Source organism: Paenibacillus sp. IHB B 3415 (assembly GCF_000802655.2).
GTDB classification, from domain to species: Bacteria; Bacillota; Bacilli; order Paenibacillales; family Paenibacillaceae; genus Paenibacillus_AQ; species Paenibacillus_AQ phytohabitans.
This window is the reverse complement of record NZ_JUEI01000035.1, coordinates 1-17236: the sequence shown is the minus strand read 5'-3', so window position 1 is coordinate 17236 and position 17236 is coordinate 1. Positions and strand designations below refer to the sequence as shown.

At 51.2% G+C, this 17236-nt stretch carries 11 protein-coding genes; 1 reads left to right on the top strand and 10 read right to left on the bottom strand.

Annotated features, from left to right (window positions below; genetic code table 11):
* Window position 1: 1 nt before the first annotated feature.
* From QW71_RS16930 to QW71_RS16885, 10 genes are all read right to left on the bottom strand, one after another.
* Window positions 2-685, bottom strand: coding sequence for a site-2 protease family protein (locus tag QW71_RS16930; RefSeq protein ID WP_039300808.1), 684 nt, complete (start codon window positions 683-685; stop codon window positions 2-4).
* Window positions 686-687: 2 nt separating this feature from the next.
* Complete coding sequence (gene prmA, locus QW71_RS16925) at window positions 688-1755, bottom strand: 50S ribosomal protein L11 methyltransferase (protein WP_039300804.1); 1068 nt, start codon at window positions 1753-1755, stop codon at window positions 688-690.
* Between the two features lie 215 nt (window positions 1756-1970).
* Complete coding sequence (locus QW71_RS16920) at window positions 1971-2534, bottom strand: DNA-3-methyladenine glycosylase I (RefSeq protein ID WP_373604775.1); 564 nt, start codon at window positions 2532-2534, stop codon at window positions 1971-1973.
* Between the two features lie 411 nt (window positions 2535-2945).
* Window positions 2946-7484 carry an S-layer homology domain-containing protein gene (locus QW71_RS16915; protein WP_039300798.1) on the bottom strand — a complete coding sequence of 1513 codons (4539 nt, stop codon included), beginning with the start codon at window positions 7482-7484 and terminating at the stop codon, window positions 2946-2948.
* A gap of 179 nt (window positions 7485-7663) precedes the next feature.
* A complete protein-coding gene (locus QW71_RS16910; protein ID WP_039300795.1) occupies window positions 7664-9322 on the bottom strand; it encodes a DUF4179 domain-containing protein in 1659 nt (552 codons plus the stop codon).
* Window positions 9282-9779, bottom strand: a complete 498-nt coding sequence (locus tag QW71_RS16905) for an RNA polymerase sigma factor (RefSeq protein ID WP_235441480.1) — start codon at window positions 9777-9779, stop codon at window positions 9282-9284. The genes QW71_RS16910 and QW71_RS16905 overlap by 41 nt, the downstream gene beginning before the upstream one ends.
* Before the next feature lie 235 nt (window positions 9780-10014).
* A complete protein-coding gene (locus QW71_RS16900) occupies window positions 10015-10926 on the bottom strand; it encodes a methyl-accepting chemotaxis protein (protein WP_039300789.1) in 912 nt (303 codons plus the stop codon).
* Window positions 10927-11223: 297 nt separating this feature from the next.
* The gene (locus QW71_RS16895) at window positions 11224-11598 is read right to left on the bottom strand and encodes a hypothetical protein (RefSeq protein ID WP_039300786.1); all 375 of its coding nucleotides are present in this window, start codon (window positions 11596-11598) and stop codon (window positions 11224-11226) included.
* A 175-nt stretch (window positions 11599-11773) separates the two neighbouring features.
* Window positions 11774-11953: a YfhD family protein gene (locus QW71_RS16890; protein WP_039300782.1), complete on the bottom strand. Its 180-nt coding sequence runs from the start codon at window positions 11951-11953 to the stop codon at window positions 11774-11776.
* 35 nt (window positions 11954-11988) lie between these two features.
* Window positions 11989-12345 carry a hypothetical protein gene (locus QW71_RS16885; protein WP_039300779.1) on the bottom strand — a complete coding sequence of 119 codons (357 nt, stop codon included), beginning with the start codon at window positions 12343-12345 and terminating at the stop codon, window positions 11989-11991.
* A gap of 303 nt (window positions 12346-12648) precedes the next feature.
* Here QW71_RS16885 and QW71_RS41990 point away from each other — a divergent pair, with 303 nt between their 5' ends.
* Window positions 12649-17187 carry a S8 family serine peptidase gene (locus QW71_RS41990; protein WP_039300774.1) on the top strand — a complete coding sequence of 1513 codons (4539 nt, stop codon included), beginning with the start codon at window positions 12649-12651 and terminating at the stop codon, window positions 17185-17187.
* Window positions 17188-17236: the final 49 nt, after the last annotated feature.

Sequence of the window (17236 nt, the reverse complement as noted above, 5' to 3'; positions counted from 1 at the left end):
TCTAGCCGCCGAATAATCCGAAAAAGAACTTCACGGCTCCAGCGCTCATTTGATTGGCCCAGTTATCCAGCGGTGTAATCGTGTAGGCACGCAGACCCGGGATAAACAGAATCAGCAAAAAGATGAAGACTGCCCACTGCTCATACTGTTGCAGTCTTCCGCGGATCGGACGAGGAGCCAGATCCTCCACGATCCGGTAACCATCCAGCGGCGGCAGGGGAATCAGGTTGAACAGGAACAGGAAGAAATTAAGTTGAATGAAAATGCCGAAGAACCAGTAAATAGCCTGAAGCACGCGGTCATTGCTGATAGATTCCAGCACTCCGGTCGCCGCCAGAGCCGAATAAATCAATGCTCCGAGAAACCCGAGCAGCAGATTGCTGATCGGACCGACAGCAGATACGATAACGCCCATCAGACGGGGGCGGCTGAAATTTTCACGGTTGACCGGAACCGGCCGCGCCCAGCCGAATCCGGCGACCACAAGCAGGATAATTCCGAAGAAATCGAAATGTACCGCCGGGTTCAGGGTCATACGGCCGAGCAGGCGTGCTGTCGGGTCACCGAACTTATTCGCAAAGTAAGCATGGCTAAACTCATGTACTGTAAAGGCGATCAGCAGGGTAATAAGCAGGAACGGAAGCTGTTCCAGCGGCATTCGTATAAAGCTTTGCAGAAATTCCATCTCTACCTCTTTCCGGCTGTGAACGCCACCCAATCTTCTTCACGGGTTACTTCTATAATCTCGAAACCGGAAGACTTCAGCGCTTCCGCCACAAGTCCTTCCTTATCCTTGTAAATACCGGAGGTGATGTAGATTCCTTCCGGCTGAAGTGCACGGTACACATCATCCGTGAACAGCACAATGATCTCGGCCAAAATATTCGCTACGACAACCCGCACCGGCAGGGTAACGCCCAGTCCGTCGGCAGCCGGTGCAGCGGAAGGAACTGCTTCCTGTCCAGCCTGTTCAGCAGTATAGCCGGGTCTTGCCGAAGGCCACATATCTCCGGCTGTGGTATCTGCCGCCCGTTCACCGCCGAGCAGGGAGAGCAGATCGCTCTCCTTAACCGTGATGGCAGCTTCAAGCCGGTTCAGTGCCACATTCTCACGGGCGCTCTCCACCGCCACCGGGTCCAGATCCAGGGCCAGAACGGATTTCGCGCCCAGCAGCACCGCACCTACGGCAAGAATGCCGGAGCCTGTGCCGACATCAATCACTTCATCGCCGCTGGCAACATGCTTCTCAAGTGCGCGCAGGCACAGCGCCGTCGTCGGGTGCGTCCCCGTTCCGAAGGCCATGCCGGGGTCGAGCTCGATAATCTTTTCGTCCGGGGAGGCCGGGGTATATTCTTCCCATGTAGGCTTAATGGTCAGCCGTTCCGAGACGCGCAGCGGCTTAAAGTACTGCTTCCAGGCATGGGCCCATTCATCCTCATCCACCGTCTTCCAGGAGATCAGCGCTTTGCCGGGATCGATCCCGAACCCTCTCAGCTCTTCCACCCTTGGCGTTACCTCCGCCACAATCTCGTCCATTGCCGCCGTTTCGGCATAATAGCCCTTAATTACCGCTTCCCCCTCGGGGATGTCATTCAGCGGCTCATCGTATAATTCACCATAACGGGTATCCCGTATTTTATTCAGCGTTCCGGATTCCTCAATGGAAACTCCGCCCGCACCGGCCTCATACAGCAGATTGGATATCATCTCCTGTGCTTCCTCCGTTGTATGTACCGTCAGTTCGTGCCATAGCATGTTAGTAAATCCTCCTGAAAGTTTTGTAGCATATGCTCCGTTGGTTCTGCTTCGCAAAACTTGCTTCGAAAGCATAAGCTTAGTTATGAGAGCCCAGTCTCCCTGAAATCACTCCGCGTAACTGGATTCGAAAGCGCGGGCTTAGTTGTGTGAAGCATATCTAGGATAGTATAGCATTTCTTACCCGTGCAGCGCCAAACTGCGGGTCAGATCCCTTAATCCGTCACACCGCTGCGGCAAAAGCAATCCAGCACATGGTCGTCCACCATCCCAGAGGACTGCATGAATGCATAACAAATGGTTGAACCGACAAACTTCATTCCCTTGCGCTTCAGCGCCTTGCTCATGTTGTCAGACTGCGGAGTGGTAGCGGGAACTTCCGCTCTGCTCTTCCATTGATTCACCACCGGCGTTCCGTCTATGAAGCTCCAGAGATATTCTCCGAAGCTGCCTTCCTCCCGGACAATCTGCAGATAGGCCTCCGCATTGCGGATGACCGCATTAATCTTCAGCCGGTTGCGGATAATCCCCTCATTCTGCATCAGCTCGGCTATCTTGTCCTCCCCGTACAGCACAATCTTCTGCGGATCAAAACCGTCGAAGGCTTCGCGGAAATTCTCCCGCTTCTTCAGTACCGTATACCAGCTCAGTCCGGCCTGCATGCCCTCCAGCATCAGCAGCTCGAACAGCTTCAGATCATCATATAGCGGCTTGCCCCATTCCTCATCATGATAGGCAATATAAACAGGGTCCTCATTCACCCATGCGCAGCGTGTTATCGTCAAGTATTGTTCTCTCCTTATGCACTGAAATGGAAATTCAGGGATAGTTGTATTATGTACAATTAAAAACAGCAAAAAGGGATGCTTGCCACTTATAACTGTATTCTGTACAACTAAATCTGCCCAATGGGGAAGAACCCGTCTACATAGAGCTGTTTAATTGTACGTAATACAACTAAACGGATAATCGTTTGTAAATCAGACGTTTTAGTTGTACAAAGTGCAATTAAGTATACCGCATATCCCGTAATCGGGTCACGGCCAACCCTTTATATTTATCTATTGCGAAATCCGCGCGCCAGATGGCATGCGGGAGCTTTCAGCATAAAAAGAGCAGCCCCGGCCGGGCTGCTCTTCCTGTTGGAATTGGACTTGTTTATTCCTATACTCGCTACAAAATGCTGCCTATTATTCCATGAGCTTATCCATAAGGCGGAGGATCATCACTACCGATTCGGCGCGGGAAGCCGGTTCCTCCGGCTTGAACTGTCCATTGCCTTTTCCCGTTACGATACCTGCCCCCGCAAAGGCATTGATTGGTCCTGCTGCCCAGCCCGCTGTGACGTCGGAGAATGGAGCATTAATACTGCTCACATAATTCGTCAGACGTGACAGCATAGTCACCATCTCTGCCCGGGTGATCTCCTGCTTGGGATGGAAGGAGCCATCGGCGTACCCGGTGATCACTCCGTTGTCTTGAAGTGCACTAATGGCTTCCGCGGCCCAATGCCCCCGCGTATCCGAGAAGCCGGTACCGCCTGAAGCACTCAGACCAAAGGCCTTGAACAGCATCGCTGCAAACTCAGCGCGGGTTACTTTGGCGTCAGGGCGGAAGGAACCATCCGCATAGCCCGTTATAATCCCCATCCGGGCCGCACGTTCAATGAATGCGGCACTCCACAGAGCTGCAGGAGTATCCGGGAATGTCACAGCCGGAGCAGATTGCCCTTTTGCCATGATCGCTTTTACCTTATCAAGATCTACTCTGTCGTTGAATACAGGCTTCGTCTCGGTTGGCAGCGTCGGCTCCATAGTTACAGCCGGTGTCGGTGTTACAGCTGGAGTGGATGTTGCCGTTGCTGTCGGAGTCGGAGTTGGCGTTAACGTTGGCCTTGGAGTTGCTGCAGGTACCGTGCCTCCATCATTGTTGCCTATAGCCGCCGTTACGGAGACCTGAATCTCCTTGCTCACTCCTCCGTATGAAACTGTGATCATCGCCGTTCCTGTACCCACTGCTGTGACTACACCCGCTTCGCTCACAGCTGCAACCGAAGGATTGCCGGAGGCATATTTCGCTTCCAGGGTCTTGAGGGCGCTAGAAAGGTCAGAATATTTCGCCGTGACCGCCAGGCTTTGCGTCTGACCTTCTGTCAGGGAGACTGAAGCTGGCGTCACCTCCAAATCAACCACTGCCGGTGCGGAAACCTCCGTAATCACAATCGGTATCGCAATGGACTTGCCTCCGAACGAAGCCGTGACCGTTGCTTCGCCTGCCGCAACGCCCGTGATAAGCCCCTTGTCCGATACAGAAGCAACAGCAGGGTCAGAAGATACCCAAATGACTTGATCCGTAACCACCAGATTCTCTGCATGATCATATACTGCCGTTATTACAGAAGCTGCGGTCTGGCCCACTTGGAGCCTATGAGTGCCTGGATCAGCTGTCAGTTTCAGCAGAACAGGAACCGTGCTTTCCGCCTGAACCGTTACAGCAATGCTGACTGCCGGCAAGTTTCCGTATTGTGCCTCGATTGTAGTACCGCCTGCTGCTACCGCGTGAATCACGCCTGCGGCATCTACCGTAGCCACATTGTCATTGGAAGATGTCCAAATCGCTTCATTCGTAACATCTGCCGTGGACTTATCGCTATACGTAGCGGTGAGAACTGTCGCGCGTTCCTCCCCGGCCTGCAATGTCAGCTCCGTAGGCGATACCGCCACGGAAGTCACCGTAAGCTCATCCTTTTTCTCAATAATATAATTATCTATTAATGCATCGCTTTCCGTAGTACGGGCCTGGATGGTGATTTTGTCATGGCTGACTTGAATGGCAGAATACACCGGAACGTCCTCGTCAAACATGAAATTAAGATACTCATACTGCTTACCATCATAGAATTTCCAGCCGGAGGCGCCCCCGTCCAGATAGACCGTCCCGCGCTCGCCGTTTAGCAGCGGCTTTCCTCCATTCATCGGATAGGTGCGCGCATACACATGGTCATGGCCTTCCAGCACCAGATCTACTTTCAGTTCCTCCAGAACAGGTGCAAAATACGTTTGCGTGTATTCAATTACATTCCCGCGTCCATCTTCGGTATGATAAGCAGGCTTATGGAACATCACAATCTTCCATTTCTTATCACTTGCCTGAAGATCCGCACGCAGCCATTCGGCTTGCTTGGCCATGGTTACTTCGTCTGCCTCAGAGTTCAGCACAATGAAATGCACCTCACCCGAATCGAAGGAATAGGCGTACTCCTTCTGAACGTCCGGGCCGTTCTCCGGCAAATCAAGTCCCTTGGCAAAAATCTCCTTGCCCGCACCTTTAACATCATGATTCCCCATCGTGTAGCCTGAAGGAAGGGAGGAGGCATAGACTGAAGAAGCTTCCCAGAACTGGTTCCACTCATTCAGGATTCCACCGTCGTCAACCATATCGCCGCCATGCATAATAAACTGGGTGTCCGGATAACGGGTTAAGGAATCACTGATCAGCTGCTGATAGATTTCAAGCCCGTTATCTCCCTTGGTATGCGAATCGGTTACGAATACAAAAGAAACGGGGGTGTCCGGTGCTGCAGCCAAGGTCTTGTATTCGTACCAGGCACTCCAATGACCTTCATAGCCCACCCGGTAATGATAAGCCGTACCCGGCTCCAGGCCGGTAACCAATGACTTGTGGAACTTAATTTCTCCAAGCGGTCCGCCCTCCACTTCATGGATGACCTCCACTTCAGTAAGCGCAGACTGCTCTGCCGCCTGTTGTTCAGCATTGTCCAATCCATGGTCTACCAGGCCGCTGTCCTTCACATATTGAATCGAAGTTGCTTGAACTCTGGGGGCCGTCTGCCAGCCCACGCTCAGCATCGTACTCATATCTTCGGTAACAAAGGTTTGGACATATTTTGGATCGTCTCCGCCAAACTGGGTCACAACGTTCATGCTGAAGCTCTCACTGGTGCCGCCATCCTTGACCGCCTGCACTTTCCAGGTGCCGATCGCGAGATTGGCCAGCGAAGTATGAATTTCACCCTTGGCGTCCGTCAGTCCCAATCCTTCGGTAAGACTCTTCTGCTCTATATCAGCAGAGGCGATGTAGCCTGTCCCTGTTCCATCCGGAAGATATACCTTGACGAATCCGGAGGTGCTTCCTGCTGTAGCGAAGAATTGCCCGTTGTTCTCTGCTGTAAGCAGCACGGCGGACGAATGATCAGCGCTTGTATATATACTCGAATTGACGGCTGTTACCGTCACATAGGTCTGAGGGCCGCTTGCATCGGTAAAATCAATCTCCGCCCCTTCAACCGGAGCTCCCGCATGGGTAGTAACGGTAATGATATTCTTCGTTTGCAGGCCCGATCCCTTGACGGTTAAGGCATACGGGAAACCAATCTTATAATTAACCGGAGAGGCAAAAGAGCTTACGGCAGTCCCGCTGCCATACCCAAAGCTGCCTTTCGCCATGGTGAACTGCTTGTAGGTCTCGCCACGTTCCATTTTTGCGGACCGGCTCACGGCGAAATCGATGCTGGCCAAAGCATCCGCAGAATCTCCCTGCAGTCCTTCTGCGCTAAATTCAACATAGCCGCCTATATTGTCGATGGTGCTCTGGACGTTGCTTAGACCGTCACGTGCATGCACAGTGTCAGCCTGAAGCGTGTGCGGGTCGAACTTAATCTTGGTCAGCACGCTGGTTGCTTCGCCGACACCCTTCGCCGCCAGCTTCAACCGGTAAGGCTCGTTGCTGACCGCTTCCTCCGGCCCTTCCAAGGTGAGCATCGCCCCATGCTCAATAGTAAAAGCATACTCTGCTGAAGCCGGATTGCCGGCCAGATCCTTCACTTCGGCAACCACTTGATGATAACCGCCATCCAGCGGCACCTCCGGGTGATAAGTAATTGCCTTAGTGTCCAGATCGTAAGCGTAAGCGGCCGGTGCAACGGACTGGCCATCCACAGTTAATTGGATCGAGTCTGGATCAATACCCGACTTCGCATCATCCGCCGACAGGATGATATCGGATACGGGAGCAGTCAAGGTTTGATCTGGTGCGGGTGAAACCGGAGCCAGCACGGGAACATCCATATCCTCATCCGTTGGCTCATCATAAATAAGTCTGACATCGTCGATCCAAATCGAGCCTTTGTTCTTTTTGCTCATTTGCCGTTCTTTCATCTGGAAGTAGAACGCCACGGTACCGGGCAGCGTCAGATCACTTCCTATTTCGGCCTCAACATACTTCCAGCCGCTCCAGTCTATCCCTGTCTCTTCGCTCCTCATTTCATACGTCTTGGACTTCCCGGTGGCTGAAATATAGAACTTGGAGGTTAGACCATGCCCTTCGTTATTGGCGTAAATCCACATGCCGATTTTGTGGGGCGTTCTGCCTGTTAAGGCTAACTGCGTTGCAGGCCCCACTGCAACCTGGGAGGGATTATCGGTTATGCCGATAAAGTCATAATCAATCCGCAAGGATTTTGCCCCGTCACGGACGTATTTCGGATCACTTTCAAGCGCCATATTGCCGCTGTAGATGCGCGCACTGTCAAACGTCAAGTCTGCCAGGCTCACCTGTTCAAAATCCTCCAGCATAACGACACCGCTAGGCTCCGCCGCATCCCCATACACCGTTGATGATGAGAAGGAGGGTGGAATGAACGGGATCAACACCGACATTGCCAATATCCCGGTTAATACTCTCTTTAAAAGCGGATGCTGCTTACTCACTGCCTGCCACGCTCCTCGTTGTCTGTTCTTGTTCACCTGGGACAAGTTATTCCAGCATAACGCGGCAACGTATTCGTGAGATCATCGCAATGTAAGCACAATAAATACTTCAGCCCAATTTTCCCGGTGTCTCCTAAGAAAAAAAAGGCGTCCGCCCCTTTTCAGGTTTGGACTGCCTTTTAAGGCTGCATTTGCACCCGCGTCTCTTTGTCCGGCTCGTTGGTGGAGTAGAAGAACATGTATATAGAAGCTTCTGTTCCTTTGAAGTCCTTATACACATCAATGCTGTGGTTCTTTCCTTCTCCCCGGAAGTTCACTGTCACTATTTTTCCTATGATCCGGTCTTTCCCTGTGCCGATATGAGTCTGATTCACGCCGCCAAAATGGGGATCATCGCTCTTCATCTCCACATAGAGATCCGCACCCTGCATATAGTAGGTCCACTGTACCGGATAACCGCCGGTTTCCCGGATCAGCGTCTGCTTCTCGCTGGAGATGTTGGTCAATTGAAGTGGTGTCTTATCGTCCCCATGCCGGGTAACTTTATATTTCCCTACAAGCGTCATTGGCGTTGTCTTTGTAATCTCAAGATCTGCCGGCCGTTCGAAACGCAGGGTTGTCAGCTCCCTGTCCCCGGTTGTCGAATGCCATGCTCCGCCCTCCAGCTTCCGGCCGTCCACCTCGAGTGTATAATTAACATACGGCAATTCAGCGAATTTAGCTTTGCTCCGGACGGACACACGAATTTGTGTAGGCGTGACTACCATTTGCTCAATCCTGTTATCCGTGTCTCCCGCTTCCAGCGGCAGATCCAGCGCCGTCTTGATTGTGGCGTCTGCCATCTTCTTCTTGCTCAGTTCCAGATCAAACGTCCAAGGACCGTCTATATTGCGTTCCAGCTTGGTGTAGCTGAGCTTATACACTGTATCAGCCTTGGGGACGTCATCCGGCTTATAATACTGAAGCGAGGTGTATTCCCCGTTGTCTCCCGGCTTGCCAAAAGCACCTGATTGAGAATTCCTGACAAGCTCTCCATCTCTATAGGCTATGATTTGCGGGAAAGCTAAGTCCTTCGCTTCCGAATTATTAAAGACTGCCGCCGTGGACAGCATCAGACGTTCATTCCCCTCCTTAAAGGGCTGAACACTGAAGGATTCCAGTCCATCCCGGTTCACAGGGAAGCTCTGCTGCTGCGGTGAATCGGTATCCAGGTTCAGATCGACCTCCTGCTGTGAATACGACTCGATTCGCTCTGCTGTCAGGCTCACCTTGACCGTCTCCTGATCCGGCGTCCAATTCGACTCGAAATACCCGTTATACCGTTGATTCTTCTCGTCCCATTGCTGATAATTGTATTCCATTTCATCGCCGTTCCCCTTCGCATCCTTAAGGGACATGCCTTGAATATTCCACATTCCGCTTTCCCTGTCTGTACCGACATCCAGACTGTACAGAATCACCGTCCGGTTCTCATCGGTGAGCGCCGTATGCAGCGTCAGGGTTACTCCATCCTTGGTGATCGTCTGTCCAAGCGGCTGACCCAGATTCTGCGCCAGCGCGGCCTGTACACCGCCTCTATATCTGAGCAGGATGCCCCAGTCATATTGCACAGCAGCATATACGGGTACAGCCACCAGCAGCGCGCTGAGAGAAGCAGCGATGGTGAACTTGCGCCAGCTGCGGTGACGGCGCGGAGCGGGAGCCCCTGCATCGGTTCGGCTTACTGTACCAGCATGTCCGGCCTGCTCCATCCGTCCCCACATCTCCTCAAAATCAGGATACAGAATCTCGTTATCGTCATTTAAGCGACGCTTTAGCAGTGCTTCGGTGCTGTCCATATGGCTCTTCCTCCTTAGCTATAATCTGAACTCCCGTTTCCTCAAGAATCTTCTTCATCAGGCGCAGCCCCTTGTGCTGCCTGGATTTGACCGTTCCCAGCGGAATAGCCAGCATACCGGAAATTTCATCCATACTGAAATCATGCATATACCGCAGTGTCAGGACAGCCCTGATCTTTACCGGAAGACGGGACATATATCCGGCCCATTCCAGCTTCGTTTCCTTTTGCTCCGCCAGCTTCTCTACCGGGGGCTCCGGACTCCCCTTGAACAAATGCAGATTAGCCATCAGCTTCTGCTGCAGGCTGTTCCTGCGTTTCAAGTGATTCAGGCAGGTATTAACCGTGACCTTCATAATCCAGGCCTTCAAATGATCTATGTTCTGCCACTGGCTGCGGAAAAGGGTAATGAATACCTCCTGGCATAGATCCTCAGCATCGGCAGCATCGTGCACCATATAGTAGCAGGTCCGGTATACCTCTTTACTGTAGGTTTGGAACAATTCCCTATTGCCCACCTGAGCATGCCTCCTTTCTTGTTTGGACTACCCTATATAACAACCGGGGGCTTCAAAAGGTTCATTTTCTACTCACAATAAGCAAAAAAAGCATGTCTCCACGTAAATGCCCGGGATACATGCTGTAAAAGGAAATTCTATGCGGAACTGGAACAGTATTTGGAGAAAGCAACCGTCAGACGATGTTCATTACTTCACGCGCCTGATTGTCCAGTTCCTGTGCGGAAGATGCAATCAAAGTGAAATCATTCAGGGCTACCTGAATCTGCTGCTGGCTCACACCCACATTCTCCTGAACCAGGTTAAGTCCGTTAGATATTCTTCCTACTTCCTCTGTGATGGCCTGGACACTGTCGCGAACCTCTGTGATCTGGTCCTGAACCATTGCGGACAGCTTTCTTACTTCTTTGGCCACTACGTCGAATCCCCGGCCGAACTCACCGGCATGAGCAGCCTCAATAGCCGCATTAAGCGCAAGCAGGTGGGTCTGTGACGCAATATTACGGATCGTCTGCACCACGCCGTGAATGGCCGCTGCTTGCGTCTGCAAATTCAGCAGCGTATCCGTATTTTCGCTCGAGACTTCGGCAATTTTATCAATACTCACCAGCAGATCCTGACTGCGCTCAATTCCTTTTTCCGCACGCTGATTCAGGCTGTCAGCCATTTCCTGCATCTGTTCCACTACACGGTTCATATTATTCTGTCTGCCCGTGATATTGGTCGCCACCTTCGACACGCCAATGACATGCGTATCCGTCTCATCAAACACCGGCATATACGTGGCTTCGAGCCAGACTGATTCCCCGTCCGCGTCCATCCGTTCGATTTTATCCTGAAAGCTCCTGCCTGCAAACAGGTTCTCCCAGAATAGCTCATAGCCGGGACTGTTCACGAAAGAAGGGAAACACAGCTCCTTGTGCTGCATTCCATACATGTCCTCAACCTTGTATTTCATCGAACCGGCAAACACCTCATTTACATACGCTACCCGACGGTCCAGATCAAATCGGATCAATGCAAGATTCTTTTCCAAAGCTTTGACAACCAGTTCATCTGTAACTACTTGGGCTGATAGATTCTCCATTATGACTACTCCCTATAAATCTCAATTTTTATCCGGCTTTTTTGTTGGTTTTGTATTCATCACTTTACTCATATTAACGGATATCCGGGCAGTTTGGATTATATTAATGAATTAAAAAAATCAGCGTAAATGAAGCAGCTGCACAAGGAAGCCGTCCGGATGCCAATCACGGTCCAGCTATACAGAAAGCCCCACCCCCGGCTGGCGGAGAATGGGACTATCTTTCTTAGAATGGGGTTATGCGTCTGGTGAGAAATCAACCGATGAGGCCATCTGCATATATGTACAGATTCCGCGCTACTTCCTGGGTCCGTAATCCCCGATCTTAATTCCCCATACACTATCCTTCTGGTACGCAGCCGCTTCCTGCAGATCCGGGAGCCTGGCATCCTGGGGATAATGGCGCTCCAGATACTGGACGAAAGCCCGGCGCAGACCGATCTCATTTTCCAGCTTATTGAACTCATTAGGGTGCTTCTCCATTTCGGCAAGTGAAGTCTCCCAGCCTTCCAGATCAGCAGTCTCCGATTGTCCGGTGCGGACTTTCGCGGTAAGCTCCCGAAGCTCCCGGTAAGCCCTTTTAACTTTGGAAGAATAGACTTGCTTCTGGTTCAGGAAGGTTAGCAGCGCAACCAGCAACGCCAGTCCAACCCATAAAATAACAGTATCCACTTCAGTACCCTCCCGGTTTGGCATGTCTCTTCATTATACACGGCTGCGCACAAAAACACCCCACTTCTGTGGGGCATCCTCTGGAACATTTTACATCATAGCCTGACCAGATTATAAGCTGGAAAAAGCTCCTGATCAGACTCGCGCCAAGTTCACATTATAAGGAAGGTTTCCGCTATTCCTTCTTCAGAATCTCCTCCAGCTGTCTTTTATCAGCCTCCCGGGAGCGATCCATTGCCTCTATATCATCGTGATCCGCTTCAGCCGCTGAGAATTCAACATCCTCTGCCTTTGCCTCATAGAGCATCTTCAACTTTTCCGTCTTGGAGAAAATTTTCGAGTTTTCTCTGTCCACTTTTAATCAGCCTCCCAAGTAGTGTTATCTGAAAATCAAATCATCCCGCCGGCTTCCTCAATGAGTGTCAGCGCCTGATCGTAAATGGCCGAATTCACAATTACAGTCAGCAGAATATTTCTGCCTGTCGGTCCGCCATCCCCGCCGTGACTCATCCCGCTGCTGCTCGTATGCGATGCAGAGAGGATGCCCGTATGCTCACTGGCTGCGGTCATGGAATCCATACTTGCCAAATTGCCGGTGACCGGATTCACTCCGGACTGCAGCCCGCTTCCGCCAAATCTGCTGAACCTGTCAATGGAGACTTCTTCTACCCGCAGCGCCTGAAGCTTGCGGGAGACCCCTTCCGCTTCTTCCGGAGCCCTAAAGTACGCCAGTATATATCTTTCCAAGACCGTATCCCCGCTCTCTTGAGATTCAAGCTCTTAGTTGTACATGTTTATGTTGTCTTGGCAACGCCATTTTTATGCTTTTATTTCAATAGCCCAGTATATTAATCGGATTTCGACAATTTATTCAGCACATTACCGTAATATGGTACTAAAGTAGTATATTCCAATCTGTAAATTGACTGTAAAATAAATGTAATTTTCACAATTTATTTTGTCTCATACCCAATATGAAACTTAGGAGGGGAAGAACGGATTTAACCGGTTGCAGAAATTAAAACTAAATACTACTGGGGAGGATATTAAATGTTCAAACGCTCCATTCGAAAACTAGGCATAGGTGCAGCAAGTACAAGCTTAGCCATCTCTCTACTCTTTCCTTCCGCCTCTTATGCCAATACGGACACTTTCTTACCTGCAGCACCGGACCTTCAAGGCCCCGTTTCTCTTAATTCTAAGCTGGACTTATCCTCGGAAACTTTAAAGCAGTTCATCCAGAATTACAAACCTTCAACTGTAAAGCCGCAGAATTATGCCGGTACAAGCACTTCTTCAGCACCTGTCACCTTCATTGTGCAATTACAGAACGACCCTATTAAAGTTGCTGCGAACCAGACTCAAAAAAGTGCCGCTCCTTCGCTGCAGCACAACATTCTGCGGGCTGAGCACAGCAACTTCAAGTCGGCTGCCGCCCTTATCGGCGCAGTGACAGGCAATGAATACACCGAGGTCTTTAACGGTTATGAAGTAACGCTTCCAGGCAACCAGGTAGACAAGCTGCTTGCGCTGCCGGGCGTAAAGGCTGTATTCCCTAACCAGACTGTTCATGCTCTGGAAACAGAAACCGATCTTGAATCGCCTCCAAGTTCAGGCGGATCAGCGCAAGAGACAGTGGGCAACGGGGATATCTTTCATGCAGATGCTTTATATAGCAAGGGCGCCACTGGCGATGGTATCAAGGTAGCTGTTGTTGATACAGGTATTGATTTCGATCATCCTTATCTTCAACGTAATGGTGAAAAAGTATATAAAGGCGGATATGACGTCGTTGATAAGGACGATGAACCTTGGGAAACTGCTCCCAAAGAGGGCATGCTCCCCAAAGACGGAAACCCTTATGAAACTGCACATGGTTCTCATGTCTCCGGTATAATCCACAGTGTTGCTCCGGATGCGGATATCTATGCATACCGTGTTCTTGGACCTTACGGCTCAGGAACAACAGCCGATGTTATCAAAGGTATCGAATTGGCGGTGGAAAAAGGAGTCGACGTCATTAACCTGTCGCTTGGTTCTGATGTGAACCAGCAGTATTCGCCGGATGCCATTGCCGTGGATAATGCTGCCAAGGCAGGCGTTACAGTCGTACTTGCAGCGGGCAACGCCGGGCCGAACGCGGAAACTGTAGGCACGCCTGGAGGTGCACATCGGACAATCTCTGTAGGTGCTACTACAACTCCAGCCTTCGCTAATATATTTAAAGTTGGTGCAGTGGATAATATCTATGGCCTTTTGGCAGCGGAATCTGAACCCCTTCCTGATACAGCCGTCGGCAAAGAAATTGTCTATGCCGGACTGGGGGGTACGGTAGAGGATTATACCAAGGCTGGTGTCCAAGGGAAAATAGCTCTCGTTGACCGCGGCGGCGGCATTACTTTTGTATTAAAATCCGCTAACGCAAAAGCAGCTGGCGCCATAGGCCTGCTGATCGCCAATAACGCTGAAGGCGAATTGAATATGGCTATTGATTCTCATGGCGCTCCAACCTACGGCATCACCAAAGCCGACGGAGCTTTAATTAAAAAAGAGCTTGAAGCGAAGCGTAATACCGTTGATTTCAAAATCACTTGGGATACCAACAACTGGCTGGCCGGCTTCAGTTCGCGTGGTCCTGCACTCCCTGAACTCAATATTAAACCGGATGTCCTGGCTCCTGGCGTAGGGGTGAATTCTTCGGTTCCGGACTGGGAAAGCTCAACCGGATACGCCAAGTTCAACGGCACCAGTATGGCAAGCCCGCATGTGGCCGGGGCTGCCGCCCTTCTCCTGGACTGGAAAGAGGATTTGACGCCGGATCAGGTTAAGGTTCTCTTAACTAACAGCGCAACTCCTCTTAAGGATCGTGCAGGCAAATATTACAGTATATACGAGCAAGGCGCGGGACTTATCGATTTGTCTAAGGTGGTTGATGCTGATTCCATTGCCAGAATCTCTGAGATTCTGGATACAGGCCGCCCGGACATAGACAAAGTCGAATATGATACAGGCTCCCTGTCCTTTGGACTTCAATCGGCAGGTACTGTGACGAAGACTGTCTATGTGGATACCCTTTCCGGCTCACCAAAGACCTTCAACGTCAAGGTTAATTGGCTCACAGGACATGCGGGTATTGATGTTCCTGGCTTGGACGGCCTCTCTGTCAGCGGCGAACAAAATTTCCCTGTCTCGTTAACTATCGGTGCCAATGCCGCTCCTGGAGTTTATGAGGCTCTGCTAACACTTACGGAAGAAGATGCCGAGGGCACACCTGAAATACTAACCCTTCCTTTGGGTGTAGTGGTAGGTGACAAATACAAGCCGGATACCGTTACTGCACTCTATATTGGCGAAGATATTATCTCGCCAAATGGTGACGGCTTTCTGGATGAGACAGACTTCTCCTTCTCCGTCAACGAACCTGTAGAAAGCTTGCATATCGAAGTCGCTAATGCTTACACAGGAACCGTCGTCGGTGACGTATACGCCACTGGGGAGAAATATTATCGCGGATTGTATGAAACACTGCATTGGGATGGGTCGGTTATCGACCAGAATACCAAGAGTTCGGTCAAGCTCCCTGATGGAATCTATTCGATCACACCGGTTATCGACGGCACAACCAGTCTGGACGAGCAGGCCATCTTTATCTTTGTGGATACAACTGCACCGCTTGTTACCGGTCTGACTGTAACCGAACATACACGGGATAACGCTGATGAGCCAAGAAGTGCAACAATTAGCGGATATATCGCTGAGGACCTGCTGCTTGAACTTGTTGCCGAGGGTGAAGATCCCAATAATTTATTCGGAACTTCCGCAGTCTTCGAGAGCCCTGACGGCGAGGTACTGCAGGCTAACGGACATATTGATCCGACCGGATATTTTGAAATTGAGGCTCCAGTAGCCGAGGGACTGAACCAATACTATATCTACGTCTATGACGTAGCCGGCAACGGCACGGCAGACGAAGATTATGCACAGCTGCTACGTTATAGTACTGATGCGGGCAGCACTAAGGTAACACCTGCCATATCTACAACACAAGCCGTCGTCGGTCAGCCGGTTACCGTAGATATTGGCTTTACGGTTACCGACAATGTATATGGTATTTATGGCGCTACCTTCAATCTTTGGTACAACGACACCTTGAAGCAACCAACTGTAGTGCCAAGCGTACAGTTAGCCACCTATCAAGAAGAGAACTTCCCGGGCGAGCAGTTGCCTGTATTCACTGACCTTATTCATCTTGAGAACGGACAGGACGTGCTGCAATATGGCGTTCACGTAAAGGATGGAGCATACCTTGGTAATGGCGACGGTTCACTTGGACAGTTTACTTTCACACCAACAGCCGCCGGAACTTATACCTTCAAGGTCTCGGATGCTCTGATCTGGAGTGACAGCTACTCGGCTACAGTACCGGCAGGCCTGTCGACTGTAAGCGTAGTAGTCACTGCTCCTGTCGAACCTGTAACACCTAGCAATCCCGGCTCATCAGGACCTGCTGCTACAACACCTCCGGCTTCAGGCACTACTGCGGCTTCCGGACAGCTTACTGTAACAGCTGATCCTGCAGGTGGTAAGCCTACAGCGAGCCTGGCTGTTTCCGACTCTATTCTGGATGCGGCATTGAAGAGTGCCGTGAATAACAATGTCGTACTGAGCATCACTGATGTAGACTTTTCCAAATACGGACAAGTAAGCATTGTGCTCACATCTGCCCAGGCGGACAAGCTGAAGAGTTCCGCAAGTGCACTCAGTCTGAACGGCAAGGGATTCTCCCTAACCATTCCGGCTGGCACACTTCCGGACTTCATTACCGCCAGTGGCCTAACCGTCACACTCGGTCTGCATGAGGAAGCGGATACCGCTCCGCTAAGCGGCAGTACCGGAAGTATTGATATCGGCTCCTCCTCACTGACCCTCAAGAACGGCTGGACCACAAGCAAGCCTGTATTTGTACAGCTTGCCCTGAACCCTGACGACTTGAAGGATGTCCGCAAGACAGGGGCTTATAAAGAATCTGCTGAAAACTCATGGAGTTATCTGCAGCCCGGCACCATTCCGGCAGACGGCCTGCTGCAGTTCAGCATTACCGGTGACGGCACCTACACTGCTGCCGCCCGTAATACCAGCTTCTCCGATATCGGCACACACTGGGCCAAGGATGCCGTCGAAGTTCTTGCCGCTCACGGTATCGTAGCCGGTAAAGGAACTACCGCCAGCTTCAAGCCTGCTGACAGCCTGAATCAGGCCGAACTGTTGACCCTGTTCGACCGTTTGCTCGGCAAAGGTGACACCTGGACAACACACATCAAGGAAAGCGGCTCCCGCGATGTCCTGACCCGCGAAGAAGCAGCGGTAATTCTGGCTGAGGCACTCGGTGCCGATGTCACTTCCTCTGCGCTGACCTTTAAGGATGCAGGTTCTATCTCAGCTAACGCCAAGAACGCAATCGCTTATGCAGTAAGCAAAGGCTACCTACAGGGAGTGGGTAACAACACCTTCAACCCGAAAGGTACCCTGACACGCGCCCAGGCTGCTGTCATTCTGGAGCGTGTGCTCGAGGATCTGCGTAAACAGTAAAGACAAGTAATCTGTGTCGTAACTAATATGCCCTACTAAAGCGGGGGCG